This window comes from Alteromonas sp. I10 (assembly GCF_003201515.1).
Lineage (GTDB): Bacteria > Pseudomonadota > Gammaproteobacteria > Enterobacterales > Alteromonadaceae > Alteromonas > Alteromonas macleodii.
Genome location: NZ_QJJN01000006.1, coordinates 1 through 18005, shown reverse-complemented (window position 1 = coordinate 18005; position 18005 = coordinate 1). Strand labels below are relative to the sequence as shown.

At 44.4% G+C, this 18005-nt stretch carries 15 protein-coding genes; 9 read left to right on the top strand and 6 right to left on the bottom strand.

Annotated elements, in window-relative coordinates; genetic code table 11:
* Positions 1-148: 148 nt before the first annotated feature.
* On the bottom strand, positions 149-1042 hold the full coding sequence (locus BZA03_RS12515; RefSeq protein WP_110288962.1) for a DMT family transporter: 894 nt from the start codon (positions 1040-1042) through the stop codon (positions 149-151).
* Positions 1043-1323: 281 nt separating this feature from the next.
* On the opposite strand from BZA03_RS12515, the gene BZA03_RS12510 reads away from it, so the two are divergent.
* Positions 1324-1842, top strand: coding sequence for an HAD family hydrolase (locus BZA03_RS12510; RefSeq protein ID WP_110288961.1), 519 nt, complete (start codon positions 1324-1326; stop codon positions 1840-1842).
* Here BZA03_RS12510 and BZA03_RS20420 read toward each other — a convergent pair.
* Positions 1839-1997 carry a hypothetical protein gene (locus BZA03_RS20420; RefSeq protein WP_181417296.1) on the bottom strand — a complete coding sequence of 53 codons (159 nt, stop codon included), beginning with the start codon at positions 1995-1997 and terminating at the stop codon, positions 1839-1841. The genes BZA03_RS12510 and BZA03_RS20420 overlap by 4 nt on opposite strands.
* An 80-nt stretch (positions 1998-2077) precedes the next feature.
* On the opposite strand from BZA03_RS20420, the gene BZA03_RS12505 reads away from it, so the two are divergent.
* On the top strand, positions 2078-5947 hold the full coding sequence (locus BZA03_RS12505; RefSeq protein ID WP_258364639.1) for an ATP-binding protein: 3870 nt from the start codon (positions 2078-2080) through the stop codon (positions 5945-5947).
* 18 nt (positions 5948-5965) lie between these two features.
* On the opposite strand, the gene BZA03_RS12500 is transcribed toward BZA03_RS12505, so the two are convergent.
* The 3 genes from BZA03_RS12500 to BZA03_RS12490 all read right to left on the bottom strand — a co-directional run bounded on the left by BZA03_RS12500 (position 5966) and on the right by BZA03_RS12490 (position 8351).
* Positions 5966-6289, bottom strand: a complete 324-nt coding sequence (locus BZA03_RS12500) for a DUF3392 family protein (protein ID WP_110288959.1) — start codon at positions 6287-6289, stop codon at positions 5966-5968.
* A 64-nt stretch (positions 6290-6353) separates the two neighbouring features.
* On the bottom strand, positions 6354-7292 hold the full coding sequence (locus BZA03_RS12495) for a sugar phosphate isomerase/epimerase (protein ID WP_075177571.1): 939 nt from the start codon (positions 7290-7292) through the stop codon (positions 6354-6356).
* A gap of 54 nt (positions 7293-7346) precedes the next feature.
* Positions 7347-8351 carry a LacI family DNA-binding transcriptional regulator gene (locus BZA03_RS12490; RefSeq protein WP_012516940.1) on the bottom strand — a complete coding sequence of 335 codons (1005 nt, stop codon included), beginning with the start codon at positions 8349-8351 and terminating at the stop codon, positions 7347-7349.
* Between the two features lie 376 nt (positions 8352-8727).
* Here BZA03_RS12490 and BZA03_RS12485 point away from each other — a divergent pair, with 376 nt between their 5' ends.
* From BZA03_RS12485 to BZA03_RS12455, 7 genes are all read left to right on the top strand, one after another.
* On the top strand, positions 8728-9882 hold the full coding sequence (locus BZA03_RS12485; RefSeq protein WP_110288958.1) for a Gfo/Idh/MocA family protein: 1155 nt from the start codon (positions 8728-8730) through the stop codon (positions 9880-9882).
* A gap of 36 nt (positions 9883-9918) precedes the next feature.
* Positions 9919-10986, top strand: a complete 1068-nt coding sequence (locus BZA03_RS12480) for a sugar phosphate isomerase/epimerase (protein WP_110288957.1) — start codon at positions 9919-9921, stop codon at positions 10984-10986.
* 26 nt (positions 10987-11012) lie between these two features.
* Complete coding sequence (locus BZA03_RS12475; RefSeq protein ID WP_020745223.1) at positions 11013-12230, top strand: nucleoside permease; 1218 nt, start codon at positions 11013-11015, stop codon at positions 12228-12230.
* The gene (locus BZA03_RS12470) at positions 12223-13152 is read left to right on the top strand and encodes a hydroxypyruvate isomerase family protein (protein ID WP_015066065.1); all 930 of its coding nucleotides are present in this window, start codon (positions 12223-12225) and stop codon (positions 13150-13152) included. Before BZA03_RS12475 ends, BZA03_RS12470 begins: the two co-directional genes overlap by 8 nt.
* 44 nt (positions 13153-13196) lie before the next feature.
* Positions 13197-14882, top strand: a complete 1686-nt coding sequence (locus BZA03_RS12465) for a GMC oxidoreductase (protein WP_101563333.1) — start codon at positions 13197-13199, stop codon at positions 14880-14882.
* On the top strand, positions 14882-15499 hold the full coding sequence (locus tag BZA03_RS12460) for a gluconate 2-dehydrogenase subunit 3 family protein (protein WP_039225776.1): 618 nt from the start codon (positions 14882-14884) through the stop codon (positions 15497-15499). Before BZA03_RS12465 ends, BZA03_RS12460 begins: the two co-directional genes overlap by 1 nt.
* A 65-nt stretch (positions 15500-15564) precedes the next feature.
* A complete protein-coding gene (locus tag BZA03_RS12455) occupies positions 15565-16332 on the top strand; it encodes a DUF1080 domain-containing protein (RefSeq protein WP_075177568.1) in 768 nt (255 codons plus the stop codon).
* Here the strand turns inward: BZA03_RS12455 and BZA03_RS12450 are convergent.
* Complete coding sequence (locus tag BZA03_RS12450) at positions 16329-17477, bottom strand: iron-containing alcohol dehydrogenase (protein WP_110288955.1); 1149 nt, start codon at positions 17475-17477, stop codon at positions 16329-16331. The two genes, BZA03_RS12455 and BZA03_RS12450, sit on opposite strands and share 4 nt — an antisense overlap.
* Between the last annotated feature and the right edge of the window lie 528 nt (positions 17478-18005).

Sequence of the window (18005 nt, the reverse complement as noted above, 5' to 3'; positions counted from 1 at the left end):
TTTTTGTTTTTTCTTCATAATATCGATTTGAGCCCAGAACTACTACACGGGGCACCTAAAAGTTACGTATTTTTTGTATCTTAATGCGTCTACTATTCTCTAAAACGTTGGGCTATATAAGCATGTGTTAGGTATTTACCCTACATTGCTAATGGGTAGGCGAACCAAAACTAACCAATATAGCTACTCCAACCAAGGCAACGGCAGACCATACAATAGTGGCTTTAGTCGCCCGTTCACCAAGTACCCATGCAACCCCAAGCGACATTAATGCGCTTGTAGCAATAAGGGTTTGAACCACGGCCGCTTTCGCATAAGCAAACGCAAACATTTGTAGGTAAATAGCAGCAGTGGTGCCAAGTAACGTGGCTAACACAAAAGCAGGCCATACACGTTTTCCGCTGTTGCTTTGGTAGTTAATAACGGGCATGTAGCGCGTTTTGGTTATGGCTATAAATGGCACCACAAAGATCATACCGCCAACTAATCGTAAGAACGCAGCGCTGGCAGCGTCAATTTCACCGGCACTTAAAATGTCGCGGCTAACTACGGCACCAACTGCCTGACATAACGCCGCGCCCACACCATACAAATAGCCACTGGTTGCAAACACGTGTGTAGTGCTGCGTTTGCGTACCTTTATAACCATATCTACCGAAAACAGTACTACTGCAACGCCAACCCACTGCTGCCAGGTAATCCATTCGCCAATAAACGCCATAGCAAAAAGGGCAGTGAATAAAGGCGCAAGGGTTTCGGCGACCAGCACCGCTTGGCTATCGCCAATGCTTTGTAAGGCTTTAAAAAAGCAAGTGTCGCCAATGCCTATACCAATAAGCCCGCTAAGCAATAACCACAAAACTGCATGAGTGCTAAACCCCGTAGGCTGAACTACCACTAAAACCACTGCCAAAATGGCAATAGAAATAAGCCCCTTCCAAAAGTTCATGGTGAGTGGCGAAAATGCGTTACCCGTTCCACGGAATAAACGCGCAGCAATTGCCCAACAAAGCGCTGTACCTAGCGCAGCAAAAACACCCATACATTACCTGTTATAACTTTGCCCAAAAGCGCTGGGGCAAATAAGTAGCTTGCCAAAAAGAGCGGCTATGCTAATGCAAGGTGTGGGCGGGGTAAACTTAAATCACATCAGTAGTTTTTAACTAAATATATTGAAGCCTTAAGCAAACGTAACAGAAGGCTAAAGGCATTCGTGGCATTATGTTGGCGGTAAAATTCGTGAGTAAGTTAGGCGCTGTTCTCAATTAAGTGGGCGTTAACCGAACTTTAAGAATAACAGTGAAGTAAAAGGACGAGAAAAGCGTGAGCGTAGAGCAGATGAACTTAACCGGCATTAAAGGTGTAATATTCGATTTAGACGGCACCTTGGTAGAGTCTAGCCTTAACTTCACGCAAATGCGCGCCGACGTAGGCTGCCCACAAAACGAAGATATTCTTACCTTTGTAGATGCCCTTAGCTGCGCCGAAACCAAAGCGAATGCTCACCGCGCTATATTGCAGCACGAACTTGACGATGCGCAAAATGCCAAGTGGTTACCCATTGGCAAAGCCATGGTGGAAAAGGTGCAGGCACACAAGCTTCCCATGGCAATAGTTACCCGCAACTGCCGACAAGCCACCGCAATTAAGGTAGCAAATAACAGCATTCCCATCGATTACGTGCTAACCCGCGAAGATGCCCCAGCCAAGCCCGATCCAACCGCATTACTGATGGTGGCGAACACATGGCAGCTTCAGCCGGAAGACTGCCTGTACGTTGGCGACTTTATTTATGATCAGCAAGCCGCCGAGAATGCTGGGATGAAGTGGTTGTTGGTTTAGAGATCAATTTTATGCCCTGAAGGTGGAGTCGGTACTTCGGGTAAGATCGTCATCAATTCTTCTTCTACAAAGCATGGGTTTCCGATGCCCGCATATACTTTAGTATACTCTTCTTCTCCTAGCTCTTGCATGTTCATATTTTGTTCGATACTCATAGTTAATTCCTTTTCAATTAATTTCAAATAGCTAAAAAGCGCAGAAAGGTTAACAAGGCTACTGACATATGGATTTGCGATTGAAGACAGAAAAGAGATTCATTAAGCACTTTTTCGTGTTTGGCGCAATATTGATGTTTTTCTGTCTCATTATTTCAAATGATGCTAGAGCTCTCGGCGTTACATTAAATGGTAAAACTAAGTTCGCAGGTATTCCCGCAGGTATCATAAGAGACATCGAAGTAGTTGGTGATGCTGTTTATATTGCATCTGAAAATGGTGTGTTTAAGTACTTGGGAGGACAGTCAGAGAGGGTAATTTATGGTTCGACTCTCAGCACCCGTGGTACGGTTTCTGATCTTTATTTTGATGGGAAAGAAACACTATGGATAGTTGAATTTGGAGTAGGGGTTTACAAGTTTAATGTGGGTACTGGCCTAGCAGAAAGTTTTCATCACGAAAGCAAGTGGCCCAAATATGCATGGAAGATAGGAGTCTTGGAACACTATGTTGTTGTCTCTTTGATAAGCGGCATTATCGTTGTAGACATTGCGACGGGTGAGCTACAAAGTTGGGCATCAAATGTTGGTGTCGGAAACGTAGAAAGAGTCTTATCGCTTTCGGTATCAAAGAGCGGTCTGGTCTTCTTAGCGTCTAAAGACGGATTAGTGATAGTTGATCCTGACAGGAAGGTCAGTGAGTTGATAGCGGTTGACAATTCCTTGACCGCTCTCTCTTCAGTTGACGCAGTCTCAGCGTATGACTCTATAGTTCATATTGGTGGAAAAGAAGGAGTTTATGCTTGGGACATGTCAACTAACGAAAAGCGATTTTATCCGTTCAAAATTCCAAGTTCATCCAGCTCTATTTCAGATGTTTATGTTTCAGAATTAGGTAGGTTATATGTCGCAGCAGGAGGCCTATTCGAAATCAAAGAAGGACGAATAATCAAACCTGACTTTATGTCACCTTTGATAACTTCTGATGGAATAAAAAGCATTGTAAAAATTGCAGAATTACCGTCGGGAGAATTATTAATAGCGTCTTCTCAGCTAGGGCTTGTTTCTATTTCTCACTCACATGAAGCTATAAATCTTGTCCATCAAAATGGCCAAGTCTTTAGAAAGAACATTAAATCATTTGGCACCAGCAATGATTTTGGGTATGCCGTAGGCACAAAAGACCAAGACTTTCTCATTGATTTGAAAACAGGGGAGGTAAAGCCATTTAGTTTTTGGGAGAATAATAGTTGTATAGATGAATTGTTGAACGAAATTAGTGCGGAATTTACAAATACAGTTTCTGGCTACGACTTCTGCAGTTCTGAGTATTCACACATCACTAGTAACTCTGTTTCCCATTCTTATGTATACCATGACTCTGGTGAGAATGCGTTTTATAACATTATTGATAGAGGTGTGATAGTCGATAAAATACCTGCCCCTCAAAACATGATCACTTCGGTTTTGACTGCCTCTGGTGAAATCGCAGGATTCGATACTAATAATTATTTTCATATCCAAATGTCCAAATTTAACTGGAAGTCAATTTCTCCTGATGAAGGCAATTGGGTTGGACTGACTTGCTTAATTGAACTGGAGAACACTTTCTTACTCTGTACTTCAGGGCAGGGAATAAAATCTATCAACAAGCGTACAGGAGAGATAGCTTCATCTAGTCTACTCGCAGATACAGGTGCAAGATTTATTAGGGGAGCTCTGTTAAGCACAAATGATAACTTATGGTTCTTATCAAACATGGGGCTCTTTGTTGTAACGTCAGACGGTAACTTAATTTCTTTTAATGAAAATGATGGAATATTTGATACTGACTTTGAATACCGTGGAATACAAGAACTGGGAGATCGCATAATTGTCCTCGGTGACAAGTACTCATATGTAATCTCTGAGAAGAAAGCCATTCTGGCTATGAAGGCCAAAGAAAATATTAAGAGTAGAGTTGTTTTTACCCGTATCGACTGGGCTGCTAAAGATTCGAAATCTCATAAGATGCTTCAAACAACTGGGGGTCTCTCTAACCCAATAATGCTAGAAAGTGATTTTGATGCATTTGCAGTGGACTTTAGAACTAACAGTTTTTCAGAGAATGAAACTCAAAAACTAGAGTACAGAATTCTAGGAATAGACGATGAGTGGAGCGTGCATCCTCAATCACAAGCCTTTCTCACATTGTCGGATCTTAGGTCTGGAAGCTATGAGTTTCAAGCGAGGGTGATGGGAGTTGGAAACCCTATATCTACATTAGCGTTTGAAGTAAAGCCACCGATATACTTTCAAAGGTTTGCTTTTTGGATTTATCTCACTATTACTTTAAGTCTCATTATCGCATACAAGCTCAATTATCTGAGCAAGGTATGGGGCTACTTTAAAACTACTAAACTCTACAACCATCTTACCCGCTACGAAATAACCGACGGGCACTCTAAATTTGAAAAGATGCTTCGCAGCAAAGAGCGTTTCATCAACGAAATCACCCAAGAACTTCGCACCCCAATTCAGCTCATCAATGGATCGTTAGAAGGCATATCCAAAACAGCTCATGCAGCGAGCAAAGAACTGATATGTGTTCAGGACAATATGAAAAGGGTCGAACAGTTGATTAATCAAATGAGTCAAGATGTCCCTAAAGCCTTGGCTGCTGCTGACTACTACAGGTCCTACTCGCCAGACAACATAAAGTTTATCGTCCTATCGCTAGAGCCATTAGCCAAGCAGAAGCGGCAGAATTTAGAGTTACGTATTAAAGGGAAAAAAGAAATTTCGCTCATTAACGACAGCTTAGAGAAAATCCTGGCAAACCTAATTCAAAATGCAATTAAGTTCACACCAGAACTTGGCACAATAAAAGTAGCCGCTATACAAGATAGTAAAGTACTTAAAGTTATCGTTAGTGATGACGGAGAAGGAATTGATGAGCACTTTCACAAAAAAGTATTCGAGCGATTCACTAAAGGGAGCAGTGAGCATGAAGGTCATGGTGTTGGCTTAGCAATGGTGAAAACCTTAGTTGAACTGAACCAGGGCGACATTGCGTTAGAGAGTCAAAAAGGCATTGGAACTAAAGTTACCGTAACGTTACCCATTGATGATATTGAGTATGTAAATTCGCATGCTGAAAAATTGTCACCCGCAAATGCCAAATCGAACAAGAAATCACTATTAATAGTTGATGACAGCAGAGAGTTCCGCTCTTATCTATTTGATTTGTTTTCTAGCAAATATCGCTGTTTAGTTGCGCGAAATGGTGTGCAGGCGTTAGACGTTATGCAGCATTACCTTGTCGATCTAGTTATCACAGATCAAATGATGCACGAAATGGACGGGCTGAGTTTAATAAGAGAAATTCGCGGTAATGTCAGCTATGCCAGTATTCCCATATTGATGTTAACTGCGGAAACCGGAACTGAATTAGAAAAATCAGCGCTAGAAGAAAAAGTGGACTACTTCTTGGCAAAACCTGCATCAAAAGAGGAAATTACTCTTAGGGTTGAGCATTTATTGTCGGTCAGAGAGGCAAAAGAGCGCGAGGAAGAGGAAAGCGAAGAGCCTGCATTTAAATTTGGATGCTTGAAAATCCCCGAGTTTGATAACGAAAAGGATATGGCGTTCTTTTTGAACTTTATCGCAGTATTGGAAAAGAACTATCACAATGAATCATTCAATAGAGACCAAGCTGCCTCGCAGTTATTGATAAGTCCTAGAAGTTTGAACCGAAGAATGTCAGAGTTGTTTGAATACAACTTCAGCGAGTTTCTTTCACGCTTCAGAATCGAAAAGTCTATTCCGTTACTGTTAGAGGGAAATAGCATTCTAGATACCTGCCTAGACGTTGGCTTCGGCACCGCAGCTTATTTTTCGACGTCCTTTAAAAAGGTTATGAGCTTACCACCCAAAAAGTTTGTGGAGCAATACAATAAAACAGTAGCGTAAAGGTAGTATCTAAAAGAACTAAATATACCTACGCCTTTCCGCCAATAAACCAATCAATAGAAACGATGCCACATAGCCTGCGCCTTGGTACTGCCAGGGCAGGTAGGCTAGGGTGTGTTTTAAAAAAGGTGCGCCGTACAAAGTTAGTGCGCCATAACCAAAGGCACACAGCACAACAAACAAACTAACGCGAATGGTGAAATGGTAAGGTGCCAGTATGCGTTTTACATGGCCGTTAATCAGGTCGCCGTACACCACTAGAATAGTGGCCATAAGCATAATGCTAATTTCGGTGTAATAGGGGCTTAGGGCGCGAGAAAGGGCACTGAAAAGTTCACTCATAAAATTACTACTATTATGACGTTTTTACTGTGTGCCCATTATAACCACGGTAAGGTCAAAAGCGTTAGCTAACGCCTTTATTAAGTGCGCTTACTGCTTTAAAGCCTTGCTCAATAGTGGCAATGCGGTCGGTGGTCTGATCGCGCTCTACAAATTTATGTTCAATACCGGCTAATTTGCCGTGCGCGAATATCTCTTTAAAGTTAATGGTGCCTGTGCCCACATCAGCAAAACTGCCGTCTTCAGCCAAATCTTTTACATGCCAAAGTTTAAAGCGGCCTGGGTACTGCTTAAAGTAATCAATGGGATTTTTACCTGCTTTTACCGTCCAGTATAAATCCAGTTCCATGGCAACAAGGTCTGGGTCGGTCTGAGTTATAAGCACGTCTAATGGTGTCTTACCGTCGCGTACTTCAAATTCAAAATCGTGGTTGTGGTAGGCAAGAGTAATACCTTCCTTCTTACACGCTTCACCAATGGTATTTAGCTTATCGGCAAGGGCTTGGTAAGGCGCAATGCCTGTACCGCGCTGCGCTTCGCTAAGCCATGGAACTACCAAGTACTTGTGACCAACGGTTTGTGCGTCATCTAAAATTTGTGACAGGTTAGTATCGAACGCGTCTAACTGAATATGAGCCGAAGGCGCAGTAAGGCCATTGTCATCAAGCAGTTGCTTAATTTCCTTTGCGCTATGGTCAAAGTAGCCTGCAAATTCCATTTCTGAATAACCAACATCTGCAACCAGTTTAAGTGTAGCCGGCACACTTACTTTCATAATATCTCTAAGCGTGTAAAGCTGCAGACCAACAGCACTTTTGTGCATGCCCTTCATCATGGCTCCTTTATCACTACCATGCCCGTGCGCCAAAACAGCAGGAGCGCTCATAGCCGCCAGTAAACCAGATGAATATTTAATGAACTGTCGTCTTGAAACGCCAGAGCCAATATTACTGGCCGCGTCTAAAATTGCTGTCTTACTTAAGTTTGTTTTACTTAAATTCACTGCTTGCTCCTTTTCTGTAGTGGTACATAGGTGATGACGCATCGCTATCATCAATTAACCCAAAGCTTTGCCCGTGCTCTCACGCACAATAAGTTCAAACGGCATAATAACTTTGGGGGCCTTGCGAATTTTTCCGTTAAGAAGGTCCACCAGTAGCGTAACCGCCGTTCTACCAAATTCTTCTGCAGGTTGGGCAATAGTGGTTAGCGGTGGATCCACAAATGCTGAAAACGCAATGTCATCGAAACCTGCCACCGATATGTCATTAGGAACATGTAGGTTGGCTTGCTTGAAGGCTTGCATGGCACCAATAGCCGTTTCGTCGTTCTCACAAAATACGGCGGTGGGTCTACTTTCAAGGTGACTAATGGTTTCCCCTGCGTTGTATCCGGCCTGTAATGTAAAATCCCCCGGGAACAACAAGCTCTCATCAAAGGCAATATTGGCTTGCGCTAATGCGTCTTTATATCCAACCAAGCGTTCTTGGGTAAGCGGGCTTGAATTAGGTCCTTTGATCATGGCTATACGGGTATGGCCTAATGAAATTAAGTGCTCGGTCATTGCTTTGGCTGCAGCACGGTTGTCTAACGACACAACAGGATATTGGCCATCGTCAATCACCTCACAGGCATTCACCATGGGAAGTAGGCCATTGTCGTTGATCATCGTGGCATCAAATGGGTTGTGCGCACGTAACTGTATAAGCCCATCAGCCTGAGAAGTACTTACCATCTTGGCGTAATGGCTTTCTATTTCACTATTACCAAGCGTATTGGCAAGTAAAATGGAATAGCCCAGTTCGGCTGCCGCTTCCTGCATGCCGCTAATAACACGGGCAAAAAATACGTTCGCTACCGTAGGCACCAGTACCACTAAATTGTGCGTTTTTCCCGAACGAAACTTAACTGCCATTAAGTTAGGTTTATATCCAACTGCCTGAACAGCGGCCATCACCTTATTGCGCGTTTTAGGAGAAACACGCTCAGGTTGTTGCAATGTTCTTGATACGGTAGCGACCGACACGCCGGCACTATCTGCTACATCTCTAATATTTGCCATTTACGTTATTGTTGTTTGTTAATTCACTCGCGCATTGTAAACCTAACCCAGTAGAGGTGTGGTCTATACGATGGTAGCGAATTCAAAATTTACGTGAAATTAATATGTAACCGTTTTCATTTTAAGCAAAAGAATACGCACTTTCATTAAAACGTCAAAGGTTATTTGTAGGATTTATGTAAATTTGAGCTAGTGTTATGTTCAAATTTGGTGCAGGAATAGGCGGTTAAAGGTAGTAAAGCCCCGGTATTACCGCGCTATTTGTAAACTTTAGATTAACAAAATGCTGTTTTTTGTATTGACCATTAAAATGTAACGGGTTACATTTTGTGGCATTAGTAACACCAATAGTGCGTTTGCACACAGAGGAATTTCAATGCAACCAATTCGAATGGGAATGATCGGAGGCGGGGAAGGCGCGTTTATCGGTGCCGTGCATCGTCATGCCGCAGGGTTAGATGGGAACTACCAGTTGGTGTGTGGCGCATTTAGCCGCAACGAAGAAAATAATACGCGTACTGCTTCTGCATTGAACGTATCAATATCGCGTACATACGATAGCTGGCAGTCAATGTTAGAAGAAGAAGCCAAATTACCTGAGCAGCAGCGCATGCAGGTTGTGGTTATCGTAACGCCTAATCATCTTCACGTACCTATTTCACTTGCCGCAATTAAGGCGGGCTTTCATGTCTTCTGTGAAAAACCAGCAGGCGTTAGCTTTGCAGAAGTAAAAGAGCTTCAAGATGTTATTCACGCCAGTGAATCGCTATACGGCTTGGCTCATACCTACCTTGGTTATCCTATGGTTTGGCAAGCACGTCATCTCGTTGAAAGCGGTAAGCTGGGCAAAATTCGAAAAGTGTATGTTGAGTATCCGCAAGGCTGGTTGTCTGGCGAAGAAGAAACGCACAATAAGCAAGCGCAGTGGCGTACCGATCCAGCAATTTCTGGCGCAACGGGCGCAATGGGCGACATCGGCACTCATGCGTTTGGACTTGTTGAGTTTGTATTAAACGACAGTGTTACCTCGCTTTGTGGCGAGTTAAATACGCATGTTGAAGGACGCCGATTAGATGACGACGGCGCCGCGCTTATTAAAACTAAAAAGGGCGCATCGGGTGTGCTGATTGCTTCACAGGTTTGTGCCGGTGAAGAAAACGCATTGAAGATCCGCGTCTACGGTGACAAGGGCGGTTTAGAGTGGCGTCAAATGGAGCCAAACTCCGTTATCTATCGCCCTGTTGATGCCCCTTATCAAGTGTTTAGAGCCGGCCAAGGTCAAGTTGGGTTATGTGATGCTGCATCTGCACGTTGTCGTGTTCCAGCTGGCCACCCAGAGGGCTACTTAGAAGCAATGGCAAACTTGTATACCGATTTTGCAAAAGCGGTACGCGCGAATCAAAAAGGCAAAGCTGACGGCGTTCCAGGAATAAATTCAGGCATACGCGGAATGGTATTTATAGATGCCATGCTTGCCAGTACTGACAGCGACACTAAATGGGAGTCGGTCAGTCAGGAAGGAACGCAGTAATGCAATTAAAACATACAATGAAAAAGGTGAGCGCTTATGGCTACTAATCAACAACCTATAAAAGGGCCGGCTATCTTCCTTGCTCAGTTCATGGGAAAAGAAGCGCCGTTCGATACGCTCGAAAATATGGCGAAGTGGGCAACGTCGCTTGGTTACAAGGGAATACAGGTACCTACTGACCCTAGTCTGTTTGATTTAGAAAAAGCAGCCGAGAGCCAAGAGTACTGCGACAACATCGCTAAAATTTGTAAAGACGCAGGCGTAGAAATCACTGAGCTTTCGACGCACTTACAAGGTCAACTAGTGGCGGTTCACCCCGCTTACGACGAGTTATTTGATAACTTTGCGCCGGCACACTTACACGGCAAGCCACAAGAGCGAACCGAATGGGCAATTAATCAGCTCAAATGTGCGGCTATTGCCAGTAAACGTTTGGGATTGAAAGCTCACGCTACCTTTTCTGGTGCATTAATGTGGCACTTGGTTTACCCGTGGCCTCAGCGTCCTGCTGGCTTGGTCGAGCAAGGCTTTGCTGAATTAGCCAAGCGTTGGAAACCCATTCTCGATGCATTCGACGATGCGGGTGTTGACGTATGCTACGAAATTCACCCTGGGGAAGACCTGCACGATGGCGCTTCGTTCGAACAGTTTTTAAAAGCTGTAGATAACCACCCACGAGCAAATATTCTTTTCGATCCAAGTCACTTTGTTTTACAGCAGCTTGACTACCTTGACTTTATTGACCGCTACCACAGCCGGATCAAAATGTTTCACGTCAAAGATGCCGAGTTCAATCCGAACGGTAGAAACGGTGTTTACGGCGGCTATCAAGACTGGCAAGACCGCGCGGGACGTTTTCGTTCCCTTGGCGACGGCCAGGTCGACTTCAAAGGTATTTTCAGCAAGCTTACCCAGTATGGCTTCACAGGTTGGGCGGTACTAGAGTGGGAATGCTGCTTAAAAGACAGTGCGCAAGGCGCGGCAGAAGGCGCACCGTTTATCGCTTCACACATTATTGAGCCAAGCAAATATGCGTTTGACGACTTTGCTGGTGGAGACGTTAGCGAAGCGAAGAATAATCGTATTTTAGGCCTTGAGCGCTAAGCGCCATCAATAGGATAACAATAACTATGATAACCCTACGCCTTAGTTTGATGATGTTCCTTCAGTTCTTCATTTGGGGAGGCTGGTTTGTAACATTAGGCACGTATCTATCGAATACCCTGTCTGCCAATGGTGGGCAAATCGGTATGGCTTTCTCAACCCAGAGTTGGGGCGCCATCATTGCCCCCTTTATTGTGGGCCTTATTGCTGACCGATTCTTTAATGCAGAAAAGATCCTCGGCTTACTACACATTGTTGGCGCCGTGCTTATGTACTGTATGTACCAAGCGAATGATTTCGCCAGCTTTTACCCTTATGTGTTGGCATACATGATTGCATACATGCCTACGCTTGCTTTGGTTAACTCAGTGTCATTCGGACAAATGGTCGACCCGTCAAAAGAGTTCGGAAAAGTTCGTGTGTGGGGCACTATCGGCTGGATTGTGGCAGGCCTTATGATTAGCTATGTCTTCTCATGGGATTCTGCACAGTCTATTGCCGATGGTATGCTCAAAAACACGTTCTTATTGTGCAGCGTTGCCTCGCTAATGTTGGGCGTATTCAGTTTTACACTGCCAAACACGCCACCTCAATCTAGCGGTAAAGCGGTAACTATTCGCGACATTCTTGGCTTGGACGCGTTGGCACTGTTAAAAGACAAAAACTTCTTTGTATTCTTTCTTTCATCTGTACTTATTTGTATTCCGCTGGCGTTTTACTATCAGAATGCAAACCCTTTCCTTACTGAAATAGGCGTTGAAAATGCAACGGGCAAAATGACACTAGGTCAAGTTTCCGAAGTGTTGTTCATGTTGGCTCTGCCAGTATTTTTGAACCGTTTCGGTATTAAAGCCACGTTGGTGATAGGTATGGCGGCGTGGGTTGTTCGTTATGCACTGTTCGCATTCGGGAACGCTGACGAAGGCTTGTTCATGCTTATTGTTGGTATTGCACTACACGGTATTTGTTACGACTTCTTCTTTGTATCAGGGCAAATCTATACCAATGCAAAGGCGGGAGAAAACGTAAAAAGTGCAGCGCAGGGGCTAATTACCTTAGCGACATATGGGGTAGGTATGCTGGTGGGCTTTGCAGTAGCAGGCGCAATTACCGACACCTACACGATGGAAACCGGTGCGCATAGTTGGCAGCAGGTCTGGTTATTCCCAGCAGGGTTTGCCGCGGTTGTGTTAGTGCTATTCGCCATTCTGTTCAGAAAGGAAAAGGTGAACGCAGATGCATAACATTACCCGCAGAAAATTACTTCAAAGTATGGCTATGACAGGGGCAGGCATTGCCGGAACAGGGTTAGCAGCAGCTGGTTTAGCCACTGCGATGCCTGCTATAGCGAGTACAAACGGCACGAAAGGTAGCAACACCATGAATACGCCGCTTAAAGGAAATGTAAATCATTCGGTAAGCCGATGGACCTACGGCGATTTAAGCATTGAAGAGTTGTGCCAAACCGTTAAGCAATTAGGATTTGGAGCCATTGACTTGGTAGGTCCTGAAGATTGGCCTGTGCTAAAGCAGTACGGCATCGACTCTTCTATGTGTAACGGCGCCGAGATAAGTCTTGAAGACGGCTTCATTCACAGTGAGCTCCACGACGAACTAGAAGCGCGTTATATAAAGCACATCGATTTGGTCGCTGATGCAGGTTATACAAACCTTATCTGCTTTAGCGGCAATGCCCGAGGCATGTCACGAGAAGACGGACTGGAAAATGCGGTTAAAGGGTTAAAACGCATTTTACCTCATGCTGAAAAACGCAACGTAGTGATTTTCATGGAGCTGTTTAACAGCAAAGTCGACCACCCTGATTACATGGCCGACAATTCTGCATGGGCGATAGAACTTTGCAAACGCCTAGGTTCTAAGCACTTCTCACTGCTTTACGATATCTACCATATGCAAATTAATGAGGGAGATATCATCCGAACTATTCGAGATAACTATCAGTACTTTGGCCATTACCATACGGCCGGCGTACCTGGGCGTCACGAAATAGATGCTTCACAAGAACTCAATTACGAAGCAATTGCTAAAGCCATTGTCGAGACCGGATTTAAAGGCTACTTAGCACAAGAGTTTATACCCACACCGAAAACCAAAGCCAACAGAATAGCGTCGCTACAACAAGCGATCCATATCTGTGATGTGTAACGTGCGAACAGGCACAGCGACGAATTAAGTTTTAAGGACGTGTTATGGCGAGTAACGAATATGATGCAATAGTTATTGGATCTGGTATCAGTGGCGGTTGGGCTGCTAAGGAGCTAACTGAGAAGGGCCTAAAAGTGCTCATGTTAGAACGTGGCCAAAATATCGAGCACATTAAAGATTATAAAAATGCGCACAAAGAAGATTGGGATTTCCCTCACCGAGATTTGCCTACTCAAGCAATGAAAGTGGATTATCCCGTGCTTAAGCGCGACTACCCGCTAAATGAAAAAACGTACGGTATGTGGGCAAATGAAAAAGAAAACCCTTATACCGAAGACAAGCGCTTCGACTGGTACAGAGGTTACCACGTAGGTGGACGCTCACTGTTGTGGGGACGCCAAAGCTACCGTTTGAACAAAGAAGATTTCGAAGCCAATGCTAAAGAAGGCATTGCAGTCGACTGGCCTATTCGCTACGACGATTTGGCGCCATGGTATGACTACGTAGAAAAATTCGCGGGTATCAGTGGTAATCGCGATGGCTTAGATGTATTGCCTGATGGTATATACCAGCCACCAATGCCAATGAACATTGTAGAGGAAAGTGTCGCGGCGCGGGTGAAAAAGGCCTATGAAGGCGCGCGGCACATGGTGCATGGCCGCACTTCAAACATGACACAAAGCAAGCCCGAAGAAGGGCGTGTTCATTGCCAATACCGCAATAAGTGCTGGTTGGGTTGTCCTTTCGGTGGCTACTTCAGTACACAGGCATCTACGCTTCCAGCTGCGGTTAAAACAGGTAACTTAACCCTTCGACCTTTTTCGATAGTAAAAGAGATCTTGTTCGACAAAGACAAGAAACGCGCGACTGGCGTTGAAATTATCGATGCTGAAACCAACGAGACCTATGTATTTAAAAGCAAGATCATCTTTGTAAATGCGTCAGCACTTAACTCGGCGTGGGTACTGATGAATTCTGCCACAGACGTATGGGACGGTGGTTTAGGAAGCAGCAGCGGCGAGTTGGGTCACAACGTTATGGATCACCACTTTAGAGTAGGTGCTTCGGCAGACGTAGAAGGCTTTGACGACAAATATACCTACGGTCGCAGACCGAGTGGCTTCTATGTGCCAAGGTTTAGAAACTGGGGAAGTGATAAGCGAGATTACTTGCGTGGATTTGGTTATCAAGGCGGTGCAAGCCGTTCAGGTTGGAGCAAAGACATAGCGGAACTTGGTATAGGTGCTGGGCTTAAAGATGCGATAACCGAGCCAGGTCCTTGGACAATAGGCATGACAGCCTTCGGTGAAATTCTTCCGTATCACGAAAACAAAGTGTACTTGAATAAAAAAGTCACCGACAAATGGGGCTTACCAGTACTCGCAATGGATGTAGAGATTAAAGAAAACGAGCTTAAGATGCGTAAGGACATGCAGCAAGACGCTATTGAGATGTTTGAAGCGGCTGGCCTTAAAAATGTTCAGGGCTGGGATGCAGACTACGCACCTGGTATGGGCATTCATGAAATGGGTACGGCGCGTATGGGAAGAGATCCTAAAAGCTCTGTGCTTAACGCGCATAACCAAGTATGGGATGCACCAAACGTATTCGTGACCGATGGTGCGGCAATGACATCGGCCAGCTGTGTTAACCCTTCACTGACCTATATGGCATTAACGGCAAGAGCCGCAGACTTTGCCGTAGAAGAGTTAAAGCGAGGAAATCTATAATGGAACGCAGAGAACTACTTAAACTCATCGCAACTGCTACAGGCACAGCATTGTTCGCAGGTAATGTACTTGCCTATACAGATGTGCCCGCTGTACCGCTTAGCGACACATTATTTAATGAAAAAGATGTGGCCTTGCTAAATGAAATGGGTGAGGTGATCATTCCTCAAACTGACACGCCTGGAGCAAAAGCGGCCAACGTTGGCGCGACAATGGCTGTGTTGATAACCGATTGCTACACACCTTTGCTTCAGAAAACCTTTCTTGATGGCATTAAGAAAATATCTTCGTTAAGTCAAAGTCGTTTCAACAAGCAATTTGTTCAGCTTACCAAGCAAGAACGAGAGGCTTTATTTAACGACCTGGATGTAGAAGCGAAAGCGGCGAATCTTGCTAACGGTGTTTATCAAGGTGTTGAAACAGGAAAGCCAAGTCAGTGGGAGCCAGGCACCGATGAGCCAACCCCTCACTACTTTACGTTATTAAAACAGCTAACACTTTATTGCTTTTTCACGTCTCAAGTTGGCGCGACTAAAGTACTTCGATATGTGGCTATTCCTGGACGTTACGACGGTGCATTCCCTTATAAAAAGGGCGACAAAGCGTGGGCTACCTAAGCCTGCGCTATCGAGCTGCCAAACACAACACAGTTATATAACGGATAAAACAAGGTACAGACACTATGAATAAAACACTCGTCGCTTCAACTGTGGCTTTGCTTATGCCACTTTCTGCATGCGCAACGACAGATGCAGATACTGAAAAAAGCGAATCGCGTTTAACCCGAGAACAACAGGCCGCTAAAACGGAAGTTTGGGAACCTGTTCCTGAAGTGGTTTCTTTTGATAAGGCAGGCGTGCCCTCTGATGCCATCTCTTTAATTGGTGATGACCTATCTAACTGGACTTCAGTAAAGGAAGGTGATGCTAAGTGGACGCTGGAAAACGGTGTTCTAACAGTGAAGCCGGGAACAGGCGATATCAAAACGAAAGCAGAGTTCTGTGATGTTCAGTTGCACGTAGAGTGGAAAGCGCCACAGCCAGAAGCAGGTATGGAAGGACAACAGCGCAATAACAGTGGTATCTTCCTTCAGCAGCGATATGAAATTCAGGTCTTGGACTCATATCAGAATAAGACCTATCCCAATGGACAAGCGGCAAGCGTATATAAGCAAACTATTCCTTTAGTTAACGCTATGAAGGCGCCTGGCGAATGGCAAACTTACGACATCATATATAAAGCGCCTACCTTTAACGGTGAAGCGCTAGCAACGAAAGGTTATGTTACGGTAATACATAACGGCGTAGTGGTTCAGAATCATACTGAAATTCAAGGGACAACAGAATGGATCGGTGCACCTAAGTACAAAGCTCACGGATGCGCACCGCTTCAATTGCAAGATCACGGCAACTTAGTAAGCTTTAAGAATATGTGGGTAAGACCACTTTAAAAAGCTAGCCGATAGATATCTTCAATCTCTTCAATACTCAATTGCTTGGGATTATTGCGAAGAAGGCGAGTTACTTTACTCGCCTCTTCTGCTAACTCCCCTACACAAGAAGGTGGAATATTAAAGTGGGTGAGTGAAGCGGGAATGCCTACGTCGCGACACAGTTTTTCTATAGCAACTAATAACAGTTTAATTGCTTCCTCTTTTGAGTGGTGGCGCTCACATACCTTTAAAAGCTTAGCCACACAATAAAGTTTGTCTTGGCAGAACGGCGCATTTACTTTCAATACATGAGGTAGCATTACCGCGTTACTCATGCCATGTGACAGATGAAACCGTCCACCTAGTGGATAAGCTAAGGCATGTACTGCCCCCACGCCCGCGTTTCCAAACGCAAGACCGGCCATTAAACTGCCGGTGGCCATATCTTCACGTGCTGATAAGTTCTCACCGTTATTATAAGCGTGAAGTAATGAATTAAAGATAAGCTTCAGTGCTTTCTCTGCTAATGCGTCGGTAATTGGGCTGGCATTTACACTTATATAAGCTTCAAGCGCGTGAACGAATGCGTCTATACCGCTCGCTGCTGTAATGGACGGGGGGCAGGTTTTTGTCATTTCAGGTGCAACGATCGCAACATCGGGTAGCAAGCAGTGGCTAACAATTCCTTTTTTCATCTGTTCTATCGGATCTGACAAGATAGCAATATTGGTAACTTCTGAACCTGTACCGGCAGTAGTGGGGATAACAATAAGAGGCAAACGCCGTTTTGAAAGCGTATTTTCTCCGAAGAGCTCACTGAGGGAGCCAGTATGATCGTATGTAGCTGCAAGTACTTTTGCACTATCAATAGCGCTACCTCCACCGAGAGCAATAATTCCGTCTACTTGCTTCTCACGAAGTATCGCTAACTTATCTTCTATGATATTCACTTCAGGCTCTGGTGGAATGTCATCAATAACAAGTAAGGGTGAAGAGGGTAATAGTGTGAGTAGTTGATCAAGAAGACCAGATGAAGAGACGCCTTTGTCAGTAACGATGGCACTGTCCTTTATAGATAATCTCGCCATTTCATCCGTGAGGGCTTTAATAGCGCCAAGACCCGTTATGAGTTTTCCAGCGGTTTTAAATTCAGAAACCTTCATGCAAACCCCTCAATAATCCACGTACACGTTCAAATACTGTTCTATTAATTTATAGGACACAGCGTGACTTACCAATTAACTAACCTTATAGATCGTGAAAAGCGCGGTGAATTAGTGGTTTTTATGAACGTATTGCGCATTGTTTATGCAAACGATCGAAAAATAAGGATTTTTTTAAAATACTTGTTGACGTGAGCGCTCATTTCCCTAAAATGCGCATCCGCTTCGGGGGAAAAGCAAAACAGCAAGCCTCCTGAAGTAAGTCTCTACTACCTTTATAGGCCAGTAAAGACGGGAGTTTAGAAGAAGCGCTTCAGAAAATAAATTTTCAAAAAGTGTTGACAACGAAAACTTCCAGCGTATAATGCGCACCTCACTCGAACAGGGTGAGTCACTAAGAAGCAACGGCTTCAAGTGAATGTTCTTTAAAAATTTAGACAAGACAATCTGTGTGGGCACTCGTTAAGAGTGTCACAACGACGATTCATATTTCGATATATTTAATTGAAGAGTTTGATCATGGCTCAG